16 protein-coding genes are annotated in these 22,627 nt (G+C 40.2%); 4 read left to right on the top strand and 12 right to left on the bottom strand.

What is annotated here, in order from left to right:
• Nucleotides 1–225: 225 nt before the first annotated feature.
• The 3 genes from MT489_RS13290 to MT489_RS13280 all read right to left on the bottom strand — a co-directional run bounded on the left by MT489_RS13290 (nucleotide 226) and on the right by MT489_RS13280 (nucleotide 3,239).
• Nucleotides 226–1,338, bottom strand: coding sequence for a DUF4362 domain-containing protein (locus MT489_RS13290; RefSeq protein ID WP_244682048.1), 1,113 nt, complete (start codon nucleotides 1,336–1,338; stop codon nucleotides 226–228).
• A gap of 117 nt (nucleotides 1,339–1,455) precedes the next feature.
• Nucleotides 1,456–2,064 carry a transglutaminase-like domain-containing protein gene (locus MT489_RS13285; RefSeq protein WP_244682047.1) on the bottom strand — a complete coding sequence of 203 codons (609 nt, stop codon included), beginning with the start codon at nucleotides 2,062–2,064 and terminating at the stop codon, nucleotides 1,456–1,458.
• Between the two features lie 35 nt (nucleotides 2,065–2,099).
• Nucleotides 2,100–3,239, bottom strand: a complete 1,140-nt coding sequence (locus MT489_RS13280; protein ID WP_244682118.1) for a glycerate kinase family protein — start codon at nucleotides 3,237–3,239, stop codon at nucleotides 2,100–2,102.
• 226 nt (nucleotides 3,240–3,465) lie between these two features.
• Between MT489_RS13280 and MT489_RS13275 the strand changes: the two genes are divergently transcribed.
• Together MT489_RS13275 and MT489_RS13270 are read left to right on the top strand one after the other, a co-directional pair.
• The gene (locus tag MT489_RS13275) at nucleotides 3,466–4,581 is read left to right on the top strand and encodes a CdaR family transcriptional regulator (protein WP_244682046.1); all 1,116 of its coding nucleotides are present in this window, start codon (nucleotides 3,466–3,468) and stop codon (nucleotides 4,579–4,581) included.
• Nucleotides 4,578–5,453: an NAD-dependent epimerase/dehydratase family protein gene (locus MT489_RS13270; protein ID WP_244682045.1), complete on the top strand. Its 876-nt coding sequence runs from the start codon at nucleotides 4,578–4,580 to the stop codon at nucleotides 5,451–5,453. The genes MT489_RS13275 and MT489_RS13270 overlap by 4 nt, the downstream gene beginning before the upstream one ends.
• Nucleotides 5,454–5,494: 41 nt before the next feature.
• Here the strand turns inward: MT489_RS13270 and MT489_RS13265 are convergent, their stop codons facing one another.
• Nucleotides 5,495–6,406 carry an aminoglycoside phosphotransferase family protein gene (locus MT489_RS13265; protein ID WP_244682044.1) on the bottom strand — a complete coding sequence of 304 codons (912 nt, stop codon included), beginning with the start codon at nucleotides 6,404–6,406 and terminating at the stop codon, nucleotides 5,495–5,497.
• A 154-nt stretch (nucleotides 6,407–6,560) separates the two neighbouring features.
• Between MT489_RS13265 and MT489_RS13260 the strand changes: the two genes are divergently transcribed.
• The gene (locus MT489_RS13260) at nucleotides 6,561–6,962 is read left to right on the top strand and encodes a GNAT family N-acetyltransferase (protein WP_244682043.1); all 402 of its coding nucleotides are present in this window, start codon (nucleotides 6,561–6,563) and stop codon (nucleotides 6,960–6,962) included.
• Nucleotides 6,963–7,249: 287 nt separating this feature from the next.
• The gene (gene yiaA / locus MT489_RS13255; RefSeq protein ID WP_244682042.1) at nucleotides 7,250–7,720 is read left to right on the top strand and encodes an inner membrane protein YiaA; all 471 of its coding nucleotides are present in this window, start codon (nucleotides 7,250–7,252) and stop codon (nucleotides 7,718–7,720) included.
• Between the two features lie 130 nt (nucleotides 7,721–7,850).
• Here yiaA and MT489_RS13250 read toward each other — a convergent pair whose 3' ends face one another.
• The 8 genes from MT489_RS13250 to MT489_RS13215 form a co-directional block, all read right to left on the bottom strand.
• On the bottom strand, nucleotides 7,851–9,839 hold the full coding sequence (locus MT489_RS13250) for a YjhG/YagF family D-xylonate dehydratase (protein WP_244682041.1): 1,989 nt from the start codon (nucleotides 9,837–9,839) through the stop codon (nucleotides 7,851–7,853).
• A gap of 6 nt (nucleotides 9,840–9,845) precedes the next feature.
• Complete coding sequence (locus tag MT489_RS13245; protein ID WP_244682040.1) at nucleotides 9,846–10,718, bottom strand: fumarylacetoacetate hydrolase family protein; 873 nt, start codon at nucleotides 10,716–10,718, stop codon at nucleotides 9,846–9,848.
• A 26-nt stretch (nucleotides 10,719–10,744) separates the two neighbouring features.
• The gene (gucD, locus tag MT489_RS13240) at nucleotides 10,745–12,190 is read right to left on the bottom strand and encodes an alpha-ketoglutaric semialdehyde dehydrogenase GucD (protein ID WP_244682039.1); all 1,446 of its coding nucleotides are present in this window, start codon (nucleotides 12,188–12,190) and stop codon (nucleotides 10,745–10,747) included.
• Between the two features lie 465 nt (nucleotides 12,191–12,655).
• Nucleotides 12,656–13,504: an alpha/beta hydrolase gene (locus tag MT489_RS13235; protein ID WP_244682038.1), complete on the bottom strand. Its 849-nt coding sequence runs from the start codon at nucleotides 13,502–13,504 to the stop codon at nucleotides 12,656–12,658.
• A 440-nt stretch (nucleotides 13,505–13,944) separates the two neighbouring features.
• The gene (locus MT489_RS13230) at nucleotides 13,945–15,642 is read right to left on the bottom strand and encodes an Ig-like domain-containing protein (RefSeq protein ID WP_244682037.1); all 1,698 of its coding nucleotides are present in this window, start codon (nucleotides 15,640–15,642) and stop codon (nucleotides 13,945–13,947) included.
• A gap of 484 nt (nucleotides 15,643–16,126) precedes the next feature.
• Nucleotides 16,127–18,607, bottom strand: a complete 2,481-nt coding sequence (locus MT489_RS13225; RefSeq protein WP_244682036.1) for an FIMAH domain-containing protein — start codon at nucleotides 18,605–18,607, stop codon at nucleotides 16,127–16,129.
• A gap of 245 nt (nucleotides 18,608–18,852) precedes the next feature.
• Complete coding sequence (locus tag MT489_RS13220) at nucleotides 18,853–21,054, bottom strand: glycoside hydrolase family 127 protein (protein ID WP_244682035.1); 2,202 nt, start codon at nucleotides 21,052–21,054, stop codon at nucleotides 18,853–18,855.
• 26 nt (nucleotides 21,055–21,080) lie between these two features.
• Nucleotides 21,081–22,610, bottom strand: a complete 1,530-nt coding sequence (locus tag MT489_RS13215; protein WP_244682034.1) for a carboxylesterase/lipase family protein — start codon at nucleotides 22,608–22,610, stop codon at nucleotides 21,081–21,083.
• Nucleotides 22,611–22,627 lie beyond the last annotated feature (17 nt).

Genomic DNA, 22,627 nt, shown 5'->3' with positions numbered 1-22,627 from the left:
TCGACAATTTGATTTTAAAGTAATGTTTGAAAAGAAACCATGATAAAAAAAGTAAATATATTACATTTTAGAGAAACGTTGAATGTATTTAAAGCTACATGTCCTTAAGTAAAGCATCACTTAAAAAGCCTTATAATTAATAGTATTGAAATTTAAAAGCTCTTTTTGATTGGATAGGATATACTTGTCTACTCTTTTTCCCCTAGTATTTATTACTCTTCCTACTTAGTTTGAGTTGGTGGAAAAGTCCAATTTCTTAATATCCTTCACTTTAGCTCGTCCTGGTTTAGAGCCTTCTATAGTTGCCTGAATTTTATCGCCTGTTTGAAAATCCACTGTATTTACACCTTCTAGGATGGTAAAGTCAAAGATATATGCATCTAGGTCAATCTGATTGATTTCATCTTTAAGCCATTCATAGTCTAACATATTTAAGTCTTCACCGATTAACAATGTATCGTCCTTTACTTGAAGCACATAACCTAGAACTGTAATTTGAGGATTTTCACTATGTTTCTTTTCAGATTGCTCAATTATATAATCTGCTATTTTAGTGAATTTTTCACCATCGGGACTTTGATCACAAGCCGTCCATGATAATTCTCGCTCTCCTCCGTTTATAAAAACCTTTAAGAAATAATTTATCGATTCATTAGACTTACAAGTTGTTTCCAAGTCTTTTTCAGCTAAGTAATTCGCGTAAACTAATCTTTTGTATACTTCTTGTTTTATACTTGCTGGCAGGACAAGTTTATTACTATTTGATTCCTTTGTTACCGTGTTTGTTTTCGTATTAATTTCGTTCTCATTGTTAGTTCCGTACTTTAGTTCGAACTCAAATAGGTCCTGTTGACTCATGTTGTAGTTTATTTGTAAGATCTCATCCATTCCATTGGGGCCATTTGTACAATCGACCGCGATATAAGAGGTATTGGTTGGATTCACTTCCTCAACAATATTGCCACAACGATTGGTTGTTATTTCCCCGCTTCCAAAGGCATCTCGGGTACTATCATATTTCACATCCAGCGATTCACCGTTATATGTTAGATCTGTAACAATCGGGTCTCCTTCGATTGTGTAGTGAACAATTCGTAAATCAGATGGAACAGCATTTTGCATATTATCATAAAAAATCTTCATTCTTTCCAATCCCTCAATGCTTCCGTGGCTATTCAGGACATCCACATTCTTTACTCCTTTGACAGATAGCTTGGTACTATCTCTAAATCCACTCGCTGTACCAGCACTATTCATTTCACCTTTGCCCGTATTACAAGCAGCTAAAGTGAAAATTACTATAATTAGTAGAGTTATAAATATCACTTTCTTTAACATATTCTCACGACCATTCTGTGGATATGTACTCTCAACTCTTGAGACCCTTATATAAAACAAAAAATTAGCAGTCTCTTTTTCATTATTTTTTTTAGATTACTTAGGAACATGTTCAATTTATAAAACATCAGGAAGACTATACTTATACATTTCTATAGCATTTATATTTTCTTCTAAAACAGCAATCGTATTTGCATTGGGTTCAATATATATAATTGGATAATCTTTTTCGTCAAAATATTCTTGGATTGAAAATGCTAAAGTTTCTTCATCTATTGAAAATTCTGCTTGAACTCCTGGCTTATTTCCACGAGCATCTAAACGAATCCAACTGTTTAATGAACTAAGAAATACTCCGTTTAAAGCATGGAGCGAATATCCCTTATCTGGTGTATCGAATATCATTAGACGTTGATAACAAAAACCTGTAGGAATCCCTTGAGACCTTAGTAAAGCAGCCAATAATATTGATTTTGCATAACATATACCTTCTTTGTATTTAAGTACATCTGAGGCTTTACAGGTAATTCTTGTACTTTGAATATCCCAGGAATGTGCTATTTGGTCTCTTACAAATGTATAAGCAATCTTAGCTTTTTCAATTTCTGACTGTTTCTCGTTAAACAATTCAGTAACTTTTTCCTTAATAAATGGATGAGAAAAATTAACAACATCTGTTTCTTTTAAATAATCATTTAAATCTGTAGACTCACTTATAAACTCCAATAAATGTCCCTCCTCACTCATTTTTTACTACGTATTTACTGGAATCCGTTCCAAAAATACGTCCTGCATATTTGTTCAACTGATTTTTCTAGTAAATTTTCCGCTTCTTTCATTGCATTTTCAAGAGACATTGGTTGATTAATAATACTAAAAATGCCAACGACCCCATTTTTATAAAGGTTCCGAATGTTCTCCCCGACTGCTCCAGCAAGTATGATAGTCGGTACCCCTTTCCTTTGGGCTGCCTGAGCTACTCCCATTGGGGTTTTTCCATATGCCGTTTGAAAGTCCACTTTTCCTTCTCCCGTAATGACTAAATCAGCACCATTAAGGGCTTCGTCAAAACTAGCATACTCTAAGACCACTTCAATTCCTCTTTTCATGTTGGACGGAAAAAATGCTAAAAAAGCTCCGCCAATGCCTCCTGCTGCTCCTGCACCTGGCATGTCATGAAGCCTTACTCCAGTATTTTTTTCCACATGATTTGCAAAGTGTAAAAGGTTCTGATCTAAAATTTCTACCATCTCGTCCGTTGCCCCTTTTTGAGGACCAAAAACATGAGATGCGCCTTTTTCTCCTACAAAAGGATTTTCAACATCTGAAGCGATTAAAAATGTACTTTCTTTTATTCTTTTATCGAAGTTTTCTGTGGAAATGTAATGAATTTTTCCTAACTCTCCACCACCATATCCAATTTCTTTTCCCTCTTTATCAATAAGCTGCATTCCAAGCGCTTGAAGCATGCCTGCGCCCCCATCATTCGTTGCCGACCCACCAATCGCAAGAACAAAATTGCGATATCCTTTATCCAGTGCCTCTTTAATCAATTCCCCTGTCCCATATGTGGTGGTCAACATTGGATTTCTTTCATCTTCCTCGATTAAATTCAGACCAGAGGCAACCGCCATTTCTATAACACAGGTAGAACGGTCTCCAAGTACACCGAAATGAGCATTAACCTCTTTTCCAAGGGGACCATTTACTTTTTCGTAAACTTTCTCCCCGTTAGTAGCCGACACTAAAGTTTCCAATGTACCTTCTCCACCGTCTGCTACTGGAAGCAACACTGTTTTGGCATTAGAAAAAGCATTTTTCACCCCTTTTTCAATGGCTATAGCTGCTTCCATAGCAGATACGCTTCCTTTAAATGAATCGGGTGCTATGACGATTTTTATGATGATCATCTCCTATTTATTAAAAGTGATTTTGCATTTTATCCATTATTTTGTTATGTAATATCGTTCCATTATAATCGTATTGATAAAAAAATGCTTTATAAGTAAAATACAATTTAACAAGCTTAAATTATCAAAATTTTGTACTTAGTGACCAAAAATAATCCCATTCATCCAGGAAGATAAGTCGAAAAATGTCATTTTTGCACAAAAAGGAGAATCTAGAATGATTACCCGTGAGATTGCTGAAATGCTAGTAAAAGAGACTTCGAATGTCCTAGATTTAAATATTAATGTAATGAACGAAAAAGGAATTATTCTTGCATCAGGGGATTCGTCACGATTATACGCTATACATGAAGGGGCCTTAGAGGTCATCAGAAGTGGACAGATAGTAGAAATTACTGAAAAGAACAAAAATAAATTAAGAGGAACAAAGGCAGGTATTAATTTACCTATAAATCTTCAAAATCAAATCGTGGGTGTCATTGGCATAACAGGAAACCCGAAATCAATAGGGAACCGTGCTGGCTTGGTTAAAATGATGGCTGAATTAATGATTAAGCAAACTTATTTAGCAACTCAAGCAGAATGGAAACAGAGAATGAAGGAAATGGCAATTGAAGAGTTTTTAAAAGATTATCCTAATTTTAATAATGTGAAACGTTGGCTCGGTTTATTAAATATTCAATTGGAAGGTCCTTTTGTAATCGCACTCATAATAATTTCGGATCATTCCTTTTCAAGACAATCATTAATAACAAGTACAGAAAATTTCATCGGAAAAGGAAATGGAATCGCTGGTCTAATACACGTAAATAAGATGATGCTGATTTTAAAAGAGGATACTCTTTCCCAAGCTAAAAAAAAATTTAGTAAGCTTTATCAACATTTAAACAGTATAAATACAAATATAAAATTAGGATACAGTTCAATAATTCCAGATTGGAATTGTATAAGAAATGCCTATCGTGAATGTGAAATTGCTCTTGCCATAAGTGATGCTGAAACCAATATCATTTCTTATACAGATATTGAACCCAAAGCACTAATTCATCAAATTGATCGAAAGATTGCAGGAGCTTTTTACAATAGAATCATACTAGGAAGTATTGAAACTCATCAAGAAACATTACAAGCTTTTTTCGATTGCAATTTTAATATAAAAGAAACTGCCGAAAAGCTATTTATTCACCGTAATACATTAATCTATAGATTAAATAAAATAAAAGAGGAAAGTGGCTATGATCCACAAAACTTTAAGGATGCTTTTGCATTACAGATGGGTATTTGGTTAAAAAATATCCATGAGCAATATACAGAAAGGGAGGAAAAACAATGAAAACAGCATTAGTACTTGGAGGGACACGATTTTTCGGAAAGGAGCTCGTCCGCAGCTTGCTATCAAGAGGAGTAGATGTGACAGTCGCTACTCGAGGGAAAAGTGGTAATCCATTTGGTGAGGAAGTTAAGCAGCTTATTGCTGACAGGTATGACATTGACTCATTGAAAACAGCTTGTGGCGGATTCCACTTCGATGTCGTTTATGATCAAATTGGATACTCTTCGGAAGATATTAATATTGCTTATGAAGCTTTGAAAGATCAAGTAGGTAAATATGTTTTCACTTCTACAATGTCTGTTTATGAATATGGGAATCTCCTTAATGAAGAGGAATTTAATCCATTTACATATCCTCTACAAATTGTGAAAAGCCAAGAAGTATCATATGGGGAAGGGAAAAAGCTTGCTGAAACTGCATTATTCTCTAAAACAGGATTACCCGCAGTATCAGTCCGTATTCCAATTGTTTTAGGAGAAGAAGATTATACCGAGCGACTGCTCTTCCATGTGAAGAAAATAAAGAACGGTGAAGATATCGGAATGCCAAATCCAGAAGCACGACTTAATTTTATTTCGGCCAGTGAAGCTGGAGAATTTCTTGCATGGATTGGGACACAAGATTTCACAGGACCAGTTAATGCATGTGCAAATGGTGACATTCAATTATCGGAGCTAATAAATTTAATTGAATCGAAACTTGAAAAAAGTGCAATATTGACCACAGATATAACAGATGAAAACCGCTCGCCTTATGGAATAAAAGAAACTTGGACAATGGATAACTCAAAAGCAAAGAATCTAGGTTACGAATTCAGCAACTTGAAAGATTGGCTGCCGGGTTTGATTGATTACTATAACGAAATAATTTAATCGAAAAATACCGCTTTTACACTAAAGCGGTATTTTTCCACTTAATTATTCAGAATGTCTTCCGCAAAAGCAACAGTTTTAACTAGTTCCGAATATTCCTCAGGAACTGCGCCATCTTCTACGCACCAACATATCCCCATTGCTGTCTCCACAAATAAGCATTTTTTTATAACCTCATTTGGAATATCCAAGCTTTTTTCTAGGACATTGATAATATAGTTTATTTTCTCGTATAACTCAGGAGTTATTTCATCTCCAAATTCATTTAATATAAAACGCGGCACATCAAAGATAGGATCGCCCACCACGCCCTTTGGATCGATGATTTTATATTCCCCATCTGTATTTAGCAATATATTATCATGATGAAAATCCCCGTGAAGTAGCATCTTTTGCGAGTGAATACTAGATAACGAATGGCATATATCTTGTGCTTTTTTCATATACAAATATAATTCCTTACAATCTTGACGCTTGCTCATGTACTCTGCTATCTTATCTACCCACTCAATATAAGTCGGATATATTTCTGTATTCCCAGGCGTTTTATGTAGGTCTTTAAAAAGAGATGAAAAAACGGATAATCTTTTATCAAGAGAATCCTCATCCCTTAATGGATTTCCCGGCTTTATCCATTCCTCTAATATTACGCCGTTTTCAATTTCAGCATTAAAAACTCTACAAAATCTTCTTCCTTTATATTCGTTTAAAGTATTAAATTCAGTAGAAATTTCTCTCGAATTTGATTTTCCAATTTTCAATACAGCATTACCAAATTTCTCAGAAATACATGTAAAAACAATATTCGCAGAATAGGAAGGTATAAATTGTAGAGAAGTTAACGACCACTGTTCGGGATACACTGTAATGTCTCTCAAAACTTTTTCATAAAAATCTTTTCCAAAATGTTTAATGATTTTTTCAATTTCGTTTTGCTTGAAAGAATAGATCAACTTTTGGTTCCTCCTAAAAGATTAATCAACTCGAATTTCTATTACTTTATTCATATAGGATTTCTTCATATAATGCTCTTCTCCTCTTTTCTTACAAGGTATTTTTCTCGGAAGTGTCATTATGATAAATTAATATTATTTAAGGAGGAAAAGTATGGTGAATATTATTTATAAAGAAGGCACAAATATTAATGCGGAGGAACTCTCCCAATTATTTATATCTTCAGGTATTAAAAGACCATCTAATGATTTAAATCGGCTACAGCGAATGATAGAAAACTCGGATATTATTTTTACCGCTTGGTATCAAGAAAAACTAGTAGGCATTGCTAGAGCAATTACCGATTTTAGCTATTGTTGTTACCTGTCGGATTTAGCTGTAAGTCTTGAATATCAAAAAAGCGGGATAGGGAGTGAACTTGTAAGATTACTGCAAGAACATATAGGTGAAGAAGTATCATTGTTACTTTTAGCCTCACCTACTGCAATGGATTACTATCCTAGAATCGGCTTTGAAGCCATAGATAATGGTTTCAAAATTTCTAGAAAGAGATAGAACATCTGATGCATCACTTTTCACAATTATGACATTGAGGATTATCTTGGGAAAAGTCACTATTTTTCAGGGCATCGGATGGAAAGGCGGTACAGCCTTTATTATAAAATTAATCAATTTTGTTTGAAAGAACATAAAAAAAACAGCTATTCTATAATACACTTGATTATCGTTAAAATTATCTACTATTTGTAAGAAATTTCTATATAATGAATTTATATACGGGTACTACAGCGGACTTGGGTGCCCTATGTTTATAAGTAAAAAAGATGGAGGAGAAGCAATTAATGTCTAATGATCCTGAGGTTTTAGTAAATAAGGAAAAAGAAGAGGTTCCAAAAATAAAAATAGAACGAAAAGAGGGAGAACCAACTTCAGCATTCAAAGGGGCTTCCTGGGCGGCGTTGATGGCAGGTGTTACCGCTTACCTCATTGGGTTGTTTAATGCCTCAATGCAACTGAACGAAAAAGGATATTACTTTGCCGTTTTAATTTTTGGACTTTATTCAGCAGTATCTTTACAAAAAGCAGTAAGGGATAAAGATGAGGGAATACCAGTTACAAGTATTTACTATGGAATTAGTTGGGTAGCACTTATTGTATCTGTTTCATTAATGGCGATTGGTTTATACAATGCTGGAAGTATCGTTTTAAGCGAAAAGGGATTTTATGCAATGTCCTTTGTTCTTAGTTTATTTGCGGCAATAACCGTCCAGAAAAATATTAGAGATACACAGAGAGCAAGAGAAAGGGATTAAGCATAGAATCTAAAGATAAAACCGCTTTATCACAAATTCTTAAAATTAAACGCAATTATTTTAACCCCGTCCATAGAGGAACGGGGTTTAATATGAATTGTAAACTATTTATTAAATAAACGTCGTTTGACTATAGAACTTCTACCTCGTTCTCACTCTTCCCCAAAGCCTTTTCACCAGCTTCAAGCACTTCTATGATTCGATCTACATCATACACACTTCCACGCCAAGTACCGCCACTCACCTTTTGCAATGCTGCCCATAACCTCGTATCATCTGGCAAACCATCTGCAGGCTTAATATTATTTTGTTGTCGTTGGCGTAAAATTTGAGTTCCTTCCTCTGGAGAAACCGGTGTATCTTTTGTACCTAAAAAGTTTACTCGTCCCTCCAAATTCACCGTATCAATCTTTACTTCAACTACATCTCCATCTCGTAGTTTTCCAATCGGACCATCTGCCAATCCTTCTGGGCCCACATGCCCAATGCACGCACCTGTTGAAACTCCAGAGAACCTAGCATCAGTAATCAATGTCACATGTTTTCCGAACGAAAGATGCTTTAACGCAGATGTTAATTGATAGGTTTCTTCCATGCCCGTTCCAAGTGGACCGCAACCGGAGACAATCATGATATCACCCGCTGCAATTCTCCCCTGTCTAATGGCTCGTATTCCATCCCTTTCACTCGTAAATACTTTTACTTCAGCTTTATGATAAAATATTCCGTTCTCATCAATTTTTTCTTTGTCGATGGAAGTTGATTTGATAACTGAGCCTTCGGGAGCAATGTTTCCAGTTGGGAATGTGATAGTTGATGTCATCCCTTTCTTTTTTGCTTGTTCCTTTGACATAATTACTTCAGACGCATCAATACCATCAGCCATTTTTAAGCGGTTTTTCATCTGTTTTCGACGTTCAGATTGCTCCCACCAATCCAAATTCTCGCGAAGCGTTTTTCCTGTTACGGTCATAACATCTTCGTTTAATAATCCTAAGTTTCTTAAATGAAGCATCACTTCTGGAACTCCACCAGCTAAATAAGCACGAATAGTTGGATGGTATTCTGGGCCATTTGGAAGTACACTTACTAGCCTTGGAGTTTGTCTGTTTACTTTTATCCAATCATCTACAGTTGGGATTGTGCATCCTGCGGCATGAGCGATTGCTGGGATATGTAAAAGTAAATTGGTCGAGCCTCCGAACGCCGCATGGACAACCATTGCATTATGGATGGAGGCATCCGTTAAAATATCCTTCGTTGTAACTCGCATTTTTTCCATTTCAATAACTGCTCTTGCTGAATTTCTGGCCATTTCCCTCCAAATATCTTGTCCAGAGGGCGCTAATGCAGAATGCGGTAACGATAATCCAAGCGCTTCACTTATTACTTGGGCTGTTGCGGCCGTTCCTAAAAATTGACATCCCCCACCAGGAGTTGCGCATGCTCTACATCCAAGTTCTGCCGCTTCTTCAAGTGTAATTTCGTTAGCAGAATAACGTGCACCGATTGTTTGAATTTTCCCGGCATCTTCCCCATATTCAGGTGGAAGCGTGACTCCTCCTGGTATGATTACAGTCGGTAGATCATGCATGGAAGCAAGGGCTAGCATCATGGCAGGCAAGCCTTTATCACATGTCGCGATTCCCACAACTGCCTTCCGCGTCGGGAGTGAACGAATCAACCTGCGGTATACAATCGCAGCATCGTTTCTGTATGGAAAAGAATCAAACATCCCTCTCGTTCCTTGGGACCTTCCATCACATGGATCGCTAACGTATGCCGCAAAAGGAATCCCTCCAGCACGATTGATTTCTATCGCCGCTTCCTTCATCAATTGATCGACTTCCCAATGGCCGGTATGGTAACCCAACGCAATGGGAAATCCGTTACTATCTTTCATGCCGCCTTGTGTACTGAGGAGTAATATTTCTTTTCCTCGTAAATTATTCGGTGACCAGCCCATACCAACATTTTGAGACAATCCAAATAAGTCGCCACTAGGGGAGTTACGCAACATTGCATCCGTTAATGGAAGCTTACCTTCTGGTCCTTTTGCTTTTGTTTGAATATGATCGATGGTTTCAGAGGATGTCGATAATAAATGATCCATTTCCATACCTCCTTATTGCGCTGCCACTGGATTTCGTAATAAACCAATGCTCGAAATCTCAATTTCGACTACATCACCATCGTTTAATGTAAAGTCATTTGGAGGTACGATACAGGTGCCTGTTAATAGAACGGTACCAGGGAATAATTCATTATCTCTCTTTAAAAATTCGACTAATTCTTCGTATCGTCTTTTTAATTGGGAAGTACTGGCTGCATCTTCAAACACCTTTTCACCATTGCGGAAGATTCTACAATTTATATCAAAGGCATAAGGATCCTCAACCGTATCTGCCAGTAAAATAGCAGGTCCAATAGAACACGAATGCTTCCACATTTTCGCTTGTGGTAAATAAAGTGGATTCTCACCCTCAATATCCCGGCAGCTCATATCATTACCAATTGTATATCCGACAATATTTCCGGCACCATCTAAGACAAGCCCTAACTCTGGTTCGGGAATTTGCCATGTTGAATCAGAACGTAAGTAAAGAGGATCATTTGGACCTATCGTTCTTTTATCCGTCGATTTTAGAAATAGTTCTGGCCTCTCCGCCACATATACCTTGTCGTAGTACGAAACGGAGGGCACACTTCCCTGAGATTCATAGTTTCTTGCATCTTTACTTCTTAAATACGTAACCCCACTTGCCCAAACTTCCTGGGCATTGATTGGGAGTTTAAGGTCTAATTCATCTATTGATTTTTGAATAGGATCTATTCCATCTAACACTTCTTTAATCAATGTTAGACAGCTCTTTTGTTGTTGATCACATGTATTCAATAGTTCTTGAAAGTTTTGATAAGGCAATGGATAAATCTTTGAATCTTCTTTTACTGCAGCCAATTGTGCCCTATCTGATTCCGCATAACGAATGATTCTCATGATCTAATCTCCTGTTCTTTATAAAATTAACCTTTCACAAACACTGTTTTAATAGATGTGTAAAATTCAATTGCAGCTTCTCCTTGCTCGCGTGAGTGAGAACTTGAACTTTTCATTCCTCCAAAAGGAGCTTGAAGTTCGACGCCTGCTGTCTCGGCATTGATTCTAACTAGACCGGCATCGACACGATCAATAAATTTCAACATGGCACCAACATTTTCTGTGTAAATAGAAGCACTTAGCCCAAACTGTGTATCATTTGCCAATTCAAAAGCTTCTTCCAAATTATCAAACGGGATAACCGCAATGACAGGTCCGAATATTTCTTCTTGAGCAATTTGCATCTTGCTGTCTACTTCATCAAAAATCGTTGGCTCCACGTAAAATCCTTGATCAAACTCTGAACCTCTCAATCTATTACCACCAAAAAGAAGTTTCGCCCCTTCTTTCTTTCCCTTTTCGATATAAGAAAGGACGGTTTCCATTTGTGACTCGGAGGAACATGGTCCCATCCATACTCCATCTTCCAATCCATTTCCGATTTTAATGGATTGTGATGCTGTAAGAAGTTTGTCCACAAAGGCCTGTTTTATATTTCTATGTACGAGCACTCGACTTGTTGCAGTACATTTTTGTCCTGTTGAACGGAATGCGCCACTAATCGTACCTTCGACTGCTTTATCCAGGTCCGCGTCTTCTGCGATAATGACCGGATTTTTCCCGCCCATTTCAAGTTGGAATTTCGCTCCTCTTTCTACGGCACCCATCGCAATTTGTTTTCCAACTACGTCCGAACCCGTAAATGATATTCCCGCAATTCCACGGTGGTTCACCATTCCATCTCCTATAACACTGCCAGAACCAGTAACCATGTTGACGACTCCTTTTGGAAGTCCTGCTTCGTGAAAACAATCGATTACTTTCGCAGCGGTTATAGCTGTTTCAGATGCCGGCTTAATAACAACCGTATTTCCGTAAATAAGGGCAGGAGCCATTTTCCAAATTGGAATCGCTACAGGGAAGTTCCACGGAGTAATAATTCCCACGACACCAAGCGGCACACGTTTAGTAAACATCAAAGCCTCACTATCTGAAGAAGGTATTACATCTCCCACTTTCCGCATTCCTTCCCCCGCATAATAACGCAAAATAGCGACGCCCCTCGCTGTTTCACCTTTCGCTTCTGGCAATGTTTTTCCCATTTCCCTCGTCATTGTTTCTGCAATTTCTTCTAATCTTGCTTCAATAATATTAGCGACCTTGTAAAGATAATCCCCTCTTGCCGCTCCTGCGAGTTGGCTCCAGCCAAATTTAGCTTCAGATGCTGCTTGCACTGCTCTATTAAGATCCTCCGCAGTTGAGACAGAAGATTTCCCTACAACCTCACTTGTCGCCGGGTTAATGATTTCCCTTGTTTCTCCGGCAATAGAGTCTTTCCATTCTCCTGCAATGTAATTTGAATACGTTTTCATCTCAATGATTCCTCCTAATCATTTTCAAGGATGTATTGGTTCTTTCTTTACATTCTACCATGTTAGTACAATTATACCTAATTTTCAGTTATTTACGGAAGAATTATTCCCACTTTTGTGAAAAGTATATTTTCCACAGTTAATTACTTTTTCATGGTTGAACCTAATGTCACTGATATTATTTCAATTTCTACAAGCTCTTGGATACTTTGGAATAATTACAATTCTCTTCCTGCGAAAGTTGAGTTAATAAAAAAATTAGAACTTAAATAAATTTACCCAGAGACATTGCTAAGCTGGAAGTTCTTCTAATAATATTTGAAATATAAATTTTGAATTATTTAAGCTGTATTATGAAATGCAACTATTTAGAAGGAAAGGAGATACAGTAAATTAAAAAGTCACAGCACAACTAGTGCATTGCGTAGTTGTGCTGGTTAAGGCTTGAGTGCTCAGTATCCTCTTTTACTTTTTAAAAAGAAGCTGCGAAAAGTGAAATAGTCCACTGCTCCATACGCTAGGTACATGCCCACCCTCATCCAAATACCAAATATGCGGAATTTTCTTATCGGTCAAATAGTGATGGAAGTTTTCACTAATTGGTGTTAGGTTGTCTGCATCTCCGCTTGAAAGCCAAAGTACTTTAAGTCTTTGAGTAACTTTTTGGGGATTCGTAATCAATACTTCTGGACTTTTTGTATTGGGAGCAGACGAAAAACCGCCGACATAAGAAAAAGTATCAAGGTGTTTTAAACCAAAATTTAAAGCTTGTCCTCCACCCATTGAAAGTCCAGCAAGTGCTCGATGATGTCTATTTTTCCATACAGGATACCTAGATTCGATCGCTGGAATGAGATCGTTTAATAAGTCATATTCAAATGTTTCAAAGGCTGCAATTTTCTCTGGGTCGAAAATATTTCCTTCTGGCCTATCGTTCTTCATTGCACGTCCATTTGGAAAAACGACAATCATTGGCTCAAGTTTATTTTCAGCATATAGATTGTCCAAAATATGATGGGGGTTCATTTGTTCGTACCATTCCTTCTCATCCCCCCCAATTCCGTGTAAAAGATAGAGTACATTATATTTTTTCTTTTTTGAATAACCTGGTGGAGTATACACCATTGCTTTTCTTTCTGTTCCAACAGTACCAGAATAATAGGTAACCGTTTCCATTTCACCATGAGCAATATCATCCCGATAGGTATCATATCCAGGAGGAGCAGGCTCGATGTTTGAGGATGCGGAGGTGGATTGGAATGGAATTGTTACTAATAAACCAAGGAATACTGCCAAAGATATACATCTTTTCATTTGTACACTCCCAATCTTTTATAATTGATCATCCGATAAATAACACAGAATATAGAGCTTTCAATACCTCTTTTTTTCTTCCATCTGCTCTTTACTTTATCAATACTACTATTATTAACTTTAACATTCTCGAAAACTCTTCGTGTTTTTATGAGCTCATCGGCTAATAGAGTAATATACTTTCTTTTCCGTTGTTTCAAAATATATTCCTCAAGTGATAAGCTACTCTATCAATGACCCGTGTTAATTCTAATTTGGCAATGCTTGTAACGTAGTATAAAAAAAGAAAGACCGCAAAAAATTTATTATTTATGCGGTCTATTAAGCAGCACTTTTTCTATGCTTATATCGTCGCTTAAACTACGGTTTGCCTAGTCTCGGCATTGTTGTCTCCAAGTAATTTAAGAACTATACCGACTTTATAATGCCTTTATGTTAATTTAGTTGGTAATATTCCTGATTGTCTCTTTCCCTGCTTCAACCATCTCTGTCGTCTGCTCTTCAGTTAGTTTACCTGGCTTTACAAAGTTATTGACCTGCTCGATAAAGTTATTCAACATTTTGACTGCTTGTGCAGATTTGTCATGTTTCGTATCCGATAGAAATTCTTCCGCCTGATTCAGCTTTACCATTAGAGCATTCTTATTGCCCTGCACAATATCCAGGCCAGCAACAGTTTCTTTAAGGTCGGCAATACGGTTTCTGTATTCAACAGTCACAGTTGCTACCGCCTTTTTAACAGACCCCTCTATGGTGCCCTCTACATTAAAGACTCCTGGTCCATCGTTACCATAGCTCTTTGGGTCAATCGCGTTCCATACAACGGCTCGTTCTTCTGAAATAACCCCCTTGGTGCTGTAATTGACATCAACAACCACTGTTTCAGGTAGAGTAGGAGCAACCCCGGACACGGTATTAACTTCTACATCAGATATACCTCTAATTTTACTTTTTGAGAATAACCAGTCTATAAGCATGCCACGCTCTGGATGAACGTACTCATTATAAACTGGAAGCCAAACGGCATGTCCATCGAATACATGGCCATTATAGGGTGGATTATCCAGTCTATTTTCTGGCAGTATAGTCAACAAGGAGTCGTTCAAATATGGTCCGTAAATCCTGTCATTGTTGACAACAGAATTGAATAAAAAATCTCCTTCATCTACAAAAGTCCAAATAGGCAAATATGCTACCGCATTAGCAGCATCCACGCTCCCAGGTCCACCGGCTGGACAAAGAGGTGCAGCTGCTGCAGCGAAGTCAGGGAAAGTTCGCAGGAAGGTCCATGTGGAACCTCCGCCCATTGAGAACCCAGTAATATAGACACGGTTAGGGTCAACTTTGCCATCAGCTATCATTTTATCGATGACTGCCTTAACATTATGCATGGCTGCTGGGGTCGTAGCATTACGAGGGGCCAGTACATGACTTGGATACTTGGCCTGATTCTCAGGGTTGGCCCAAACGGTACCGCCGTTACTAAATCTGATAGGAGTATAGATATCGTTACCCTGTCCACCGCCGTGGAAAAAAACTACCAGAGGCAGCGGCTCCGTGGCATCCTCGTTATAAAAATAACTGTAATCAAGCCCATTATGGTTTGAATACTTAAATTGATCTAGGACGGGGCTGACAACACCTGTCTGAGTAAATCCCTCGGGTACTATTGAGGATCCATCCACAAAGTCAATTTCAGCACCCTTATAAGTTATAGTGTACGATGAATCAAATGTAAAACCGCCATCGTTCGTGGTACCACCATCACCCCACCCAACATCTGGAAAATCAATAATGATATATCGTCCAGTTTCGGAAGGATCACCAGTATCATTCACGTGACTTGTATAAACATCAATAACCTCGCGAGGACCATTATACGCTACATAATTAGGATCGACTTTTCTTGTTGCGATCACGTTTACATCGAAATCAGTAATAGACAGTGAGGAGCCATTTACCTCTTTTCCAGCGTCAATAATGAGAGCATCAGTACGCTCGTGAAAGGCAAAGTTTTCATTTTTAAGTATAAACGGTAAAGTTGTTCCCGTCGTTTCATTTGCTGCTAAGACTGAAGGTAAGTTTAATGACAGGGTAAAGCAAACCAGTAAATTTACTAATAAAAATTTTTTAAACATTATTATACTACTCCCTTCTCTAATGTAACGCTTAGCCACATGCCCACGACTAGTTAAAGACAACCAACAATATATCCCTCCTTTTTAGTAGCATATTGTCAAAACTTCTATAGTAAAAAGTTAACGTATCCTTGATTAAAGAAGGTTTACAAATAAAAAACTTGCCCCCTAAAATTTAAGGATAATTGAGGTTACCAGACCACCAACAACTTAGATTAGGGAGTGACATGTTGAACCCTCAATTGTTAACTTATTTACTTATTTTTATTAAGTACCAAGTATAAATTATCAGTACTTACAATTGCTGATTTGTCTAAGAACAATCCTAAAGATTCATAGATTGATATTTAAATATCACAACGCGAATACAAGCTGCTTGTTATGATGGGAACATCTGCTTGAATCAAAAGAATAGACCACATAAAATCTTAAGATACTCTATGCGGCCTATATGATTATCACATCTTTAAGTATCCCTTTATGTCTATCTTTGAATATTTCTGATTGTTTCTTCTGCTAAGGAAATCATCTTTTTTGCCTGTTCCTCAGTCAGTTTGCCTGAATTGACAAAAGCATTGACCTGGTTGATAAAGGCGTTTAGCATATTGACTGCTTGTGCTGATTTGGCATGTTCCGTATCTGCCATATATTCTTCTGCATTTTTCAGCTTTACCATTAGAGCATTTTTATTGCCATGTACAATATCCAGGGATGCAACAGTTTCTTTAAGGTCGGCAATCCGGTTTCTGTACTGCGCGAACATCCAATCAAAGATGTTCTTATCTGCGTACTTTTCTTGGCTTGCACCATACCTGAAGCTGGCGTTTGATTGGCCGAGAAGGTTGCTGAACACTTGGGCTTCGGTTTCGTGCGGCGTCCAGTCAAAGCCGTAGTACGGGAAATTAAAGGCCTGGTTGGTTTCCAGAACCGTTACGTTGGCTTCTGAATATAAGCCGCTGGCGCCAGCGCCTGTTGTGAAATACGCTGTCCAACTATTACCAGCGCCGTCATTCTTATGTGTATGCGCCCATATGGCAGTTTTTGTGAGCTCCGAGTTCGCGGTAAGCTGTTCAATGGTTGGCAAGGTGCCTCCTGCAAGCGGAACGATTGCTGCTAGGAAATCGGGATTGCGGTTATAAAAACCGATTGTGTACATGCTGCCCATCGAGAAGCCAGACATGTAGATACGACTCAAATCCACCTTACCCTCAGCGGCCAGTTTCTCCACGTATGCCATAAGGGCCTCGTTGTTGGCCTGATTGTTCGAGTGGTTCTGCGTAGCTATGATGTGCGCGTTATACTTGCCCGGGTTCTCCAGTTGGAGCTTGGAAAGCACAGCTGCGCCGTTCGCAGTTTGCACAGGCGCGAAGTAGTCCCCCGAAGGGCCACCGCGGCCGCCGCCATGGTTGTAGATGAACAACGGGAGTGGACCGAGGTCTTCCCAGGACTCATCTATCGAAATTAGGATGTCCATGCTGCCTGTGCCGCCCGGGTTCGTTTTGTCCGGGACAAACTTGTCTAGCGCCGGGTTTACTACCGCTGCCTGAGTGAATCTCGGGGTTATGGTAGTGCCGTCTGTCAGCTTGATCTCACGATCCACGTTGACGCGGTAATTGAGGAGCGCCGAGAATGCATTTTGCAAGTTGCCCGAAGCCATTGCGCCGGATGTATAGCCATTGGCATTCCAGAACTCAAATTCAACGATGATGTAGCGCCCGCTCGCTGGCATATCTGTTACGAGGTCGTCTGATCCTGGTGCAGGCGATATATAGCCAAGCGGCTCGGGATTATTGTTTACATATACTCTGGTGATATTGCGCAAGCCGTCGAAAATCACGGTCGAGCCATCAAGTCTTGTGTTCCTGGCAGCCGCCGTAAACATGTCGGCGCTTAGGTCTGCAAGGTTTGCCGCGTTGCCTTCGCCGAGGTCGATGACTACCGCTGTAGTGACGTTCCCAACAGAGAATATGTCGTTATACACTGTGAACGGTAAATCCGCTGCGTTTGAAGCAGGCTTGAATGTCACGTGGATGCTTGTGCCACTTGCGATGACATTCTTTATTGTGTATGTGTTGTCTGTAACAGTCACTTCTTCGTCGTTAACCGTAACCTTGTCCACTTCAAACCCGAACGCGGGGTTGAACGTGAAGGTCACGTCTTCTCCATCGTTTACCCAAACATGGCCAGCCAGGGAGGACGGGCTTATACTGCCGTTTTCGCCGGATGACGCCATGACATAGTGCTGAACTCCCGCTGTCACGTTCGGTTCATACAGCTTCAATGATGGTGACTCCTGCATCTGCTCTAACAGTTGAGCCGCACTCGTCGCGCTCGCCGCCTTGCTCTTTGCGGTGAATCCGTCTTCCGTACTCGTCAGGGCAAAGTTCCACTGGTTGTTCCCGCCCCAAATGTATAGGGACACTGTGCCTTCTTTTTCATCAAGAACATGCATCAACAGGCTCTGCTGGTTGCCATTGATGGCTGCGCCGGTCGTGTTGAGCGGCGCATGCTGCGCGTTGAAGCTGGATTCCCTTCTCAGTGGTTCCGTGCCTCCGCCTGCGCCGGGAGCGCTGTTCAATACATAGTAGCCTGGACCTTCGCCAAGACCGCCGGATGCCGCCGCAGTGTTTGCGCCAAGGCCAAACTGCCAGATCATATCGTCCGTCACTTCGGATGTGATTAAGCCGTCTTCAATCGTCACGGGCTTGGACACCATGCCAATCTGAGTGTCGCCCGTGACGTCGCCGGGTGTGTTGATTGTCGCTTGAGCGTTAGCAAGCGCGCCGTGCTCGGACACGATGAGATAGTTTTTGCCAATCTGGACATCAGCAGGGTCGACCTGCCTCCACGTGTTGTTTGGTTCCGGCGCTGCCTCTACCTTGGTCTGGGGTAAGTTGGATACCATTAAGCCTGATACCATAATGGAGAAAACAAAGAGAGCCACCACTAACCTTATATTACTCACTACCTACAACTCCTCTCTTATTCCTTGTCTCTTTTCCTTTCATTACAATTTGACGACATGATTATCGCCTACAAAAAGAAAACCAACATAATCACCCCCCCAGTTTGATATGAGTCGTTAGGGAGTCTTAAGATGTTAAATCGTTCTAGAATGTCTCTAAGACAAGTATGAGTATAAAATATATAATTTGAAAATAATGTCATATAAACCTAATGTTCCATGAAATGCTTTGCACCCCAATATACCTACTTCTGATATTCAGCAAAGATTTCATAGATACGATTTCTTTTGACCCTTTCGTCAGGGCTGAGCTTTTGTGCATCCGCAATCTCATATCCGCCAAAGGTATCATAAAGCCGCGATGAAGGGTCAATTTGCACATAAGTGCACCAAGGGAGCCAGTGATAGTGGCTTTGCAGGACTTGTGTGGTAAAATTACCAGCTTCGTGCCCCAATCCCGGCATGATATATCCGATACTGCCATCCACATCATTGGACTGTCGGGTGTTCTTGTTAATGAATTCAGCAAAGTCAAGATAATGCTCATCGCCTGTAATTACGTAAAGCCTGTAATAAGTGTAGGAACAAGCCGCCATATAGACATCCGCTCCTCCGCCGATTGTTATGATGCTCTGTCCGCTGATTGAATACTTGTTAAACGGATGCTTCGGCCAAGGCGTCGTCACAGGGAACGTCCATGCATAAGTCCAGGTTTCGGTATAATCAGCAGCGCCAATCGCGCCTTCAAGCCATTTGTCCTCACCGGTCAGATCATACAAGGCAAGGAATCCGAACATAGCATAGATCCCGGCTTCTTTATCCATAATGTCCATATTGTCACAAGTGCCGCCACGGTATTCCATATTCTGGAAGGTGTTAATATAAGACCAATTTCCCGCCTTGATAGCGGCATTTTTATACTTTTCATCACCCGAAACTAGATAGAACTGTACTAGAAAACGAATTATACTGGGTGTGTTGGCCTTAGAGTCCATGCGGACTGAGTTATCGGTATTGTAGGCGCGGTAAAAACTGCCGTCGTCATTTTGGATGTCCAGGATCCAATTAGCGGTCTTTCTGCAGAATTCCAGCCAAGCCGGCCGTTCTTCTCCTTTCTTGCGCATATACAGCCAAGCATCCAGAATGTTCTCGATGCCGTCAGCAAGCATCCGGATATAATGAGGATACGGCTCAAATTCCTCGATGCCGGGATGGTAGCACATGTGCGGCAATCCAGACTCGGTCATGGCTGTCTTCACCCAAAATTCAATGATGTTCATTCCTTTTTCATATGCTTCAACCACGTTTTCCTTGTCGCCGTAACGCAGTAGCTGATAACCAATACCAGGCTGCTGTCCCACAAAGCCGAACTGGAAGGACACACTAGATATATCCATGTTGGGCAGTTGGCAGGAAAATGGTAAACCGTACGAATTACCGTATTGCTGTGTGAAATTGGTTAGCATTTTCATGCAGTTATGGAAATGAGCCTCATTATCTACATCAAACAACTTGTCGCGTAGCCGGTCATAGGTCACCCTCCAGATGTCTTTCATCATTGACTGAAAGCTATCGTAATGACCGAAATTAACAGCCACCGTATAATTTTGCTCAAAGCCGACTTCTACCGGGTGACTGACACGCTGGAACGATTTAAACTCATCATTAAAGTCAAGACCCGCATACCTTCTTGTTGCTGGCATCTGTCCATTGCAGCCAGGATAGACGTAATCAATAGATAGGCCGTCGACCTTAGTGTCGAATTCCTTGCGTACAGCATAACCGTAATACAGATAATTCAAGGTCCTGTTATCCGGTTTGCTCATACCGATAGCTCCAATGGTAAATTTAGGGTCAACATGATTGGCTGCCTCTTTAATGTCCAAAGACCGCATAGTCACGTCGGGACTCCACCGCGATATGGCCGCCATTTCACCCGAGGTGAAGTTTTGCATGGCAAACAAAGGCAAGGCGCAGCCGGTTTCCATTTTCCAGAAATATTCGCTATCAAGGTCCTTGCCAAAGTCTTTTTCACGAGCAAACTCGTTTTGCTTGTACCATACACCAGGTATGAAACAGTTATAGTCATGCACATCATTGGATTCAGTAACGGTAAAAGAGATTTTGGTGGAAAATCCTAGGTCGTCTCCCGCCTTCAACACTTTGACATTTCGACTTACTTTGAAACCGTTGACTGCGGCTTCGTACGTGTCCTTAAAGGAAAACTCCGAGCCCGAGGGCACACTCAGGGTGCCTTTTGCAATAATTTGATTACCTAATTCAGAAATCTCGCCATATGCCCTGTCGTAAAACTCACTAAGAGCCACTATAGTCTTAAGGGTTACAAACATCGGGCGTTTGTTGAAATACAGAAGTTTGCCGCTTTTATACACCTTTACACCGCCGTCTTTAAAGAGAAGCGTATAGTCGCCGTTTAACAGTTTCACGGATATTCCTCCTCGTATATTAATTACTATTTTTTCTTAAAATATTGCTCGACAAGAAATTTCATTAAATCACTAGGTTGTTCCCTGACAAACTCAGATTTGTCCCTAAATACCATTCCATACGGGTCCTTTGGGGTGTAAGGATCCCATCGTGGCAGTTCCTCCCCAGTAGAATCTTTTCCATTCGGATTTCCGGAACGTATGAAGTTGGCCCAGTAGTTGCACATTTGACGGGAAAGGTCATAATGCTTGCCAACAAATGGTCTCCAGCATTTGGCCAATGTCTCAAAGAAGAACCATAGGTCCACTGAGTGAAAGGTTCCAGGGCTATCATATCCAGGTATTTCTGCATCAAAATTGTAATAATACATCGGTATATTTGCACCGGTATCCTCATTTGCCTGTCCGGCAATTCGAATCGCATATTCAAATGCACTTACGGAAGCCCTCTTTAATGTTTCTTCTAAATCTTCTGACTCTTTTAGACAAAACTCAACATATTTTTCAGAATCGTCGCCGAACATGTCAAAGGCCATTTGGCGGAATTCGTCCAGCGTCTTGACATCTGGGACACTGAAAAACTCGGAGGAAGTGTGGCCAAAAAGCACAGGTACCATCCACCTCCTGTTTTCAAGAAACAACTCAAATGCGTTGCCTACGCAGAATCTTCCATCAACTACAGTACCCCAATGCAGCCAGGATTTCCTGTATTCGATTGACTTATCGCGTATATATTCCGCATCCAAATTACGGGCTTCCTTGAGAGAAGAAACGCCAAGAAATTCAAAGAATTCAATGCCGTCCCTTTCGGCTTCAGCTAGATTGCTTCTAATTCCGGGTGTGCGGTTTCCGGGGTAAAGCTTGGTTATAATTCCGCTCTGAATGATCGCCTTTTGAAAAAGGTTTTCATTCTGAGGCGAAGTAAGCTGGCTCAATACGCTTCCACCACCGGCTGACTGTCCACCAATGGTAATATTATCGGGATCACCGCCAAAAGCCGTAATATTGCGTTTAACCCATTGCGTGCCGGCTTGTTGATCAAGATGACCGAAGTTGGCGGGAGCTTCTGGTGCTTCTGCAGTAATTTCGGGATGGCATAAAAAGCCAAACGCATTCAGCCGATAGTTAATTGTTACCACGACTATGCCTCTTCGAGCGATACGTTCACCGTCAAATTCCATCTCGGCAGTATTACCGACCTGCAACCCTCCGCCGAAATACCAAACATACACCGGAAGTTTTTCATCCGTACGATGTGCTGGCGTCCAAATATTCAGATAAAGACAGTCTTCATCCATTGGAATGTTCGGATCAACATTCCATTCCCGGGTATAGATGTCCTCTTTATTAATCCCAATTTTCCCTTGCATTGAAACCGGAGCGAATTCAAACGCCTTCAAGACGCCATCCCAATCATGTGCTGGCATTGGGGCACGCCATCGGTTTTCCCCAACGGGAGGAGCGGCGAATGGAATGCCCTTGAAACTAGTGATACGAGGATCTGCCGCCGGTAACCCTCGGACGATTCCGTTTTCAATAGTAACTTCCCTTAACATACATAATGACTCCTTTC

Origin of the sequence: Lederbergia wuyishanensis, from assembly GCF_022900255.1 — a bacterium.
Classification (GTDB): domain Bacteria; phylum Bacillota; class Bacilli; order Bacillales; family Bacillaceae_C; genus Lederbergia; species Lederbergia wuyishanensis.
Note: the sequence above shows the minus strand (reverse complement) of the source record. Positions and strands in the feature narration are given on the sequence as shown.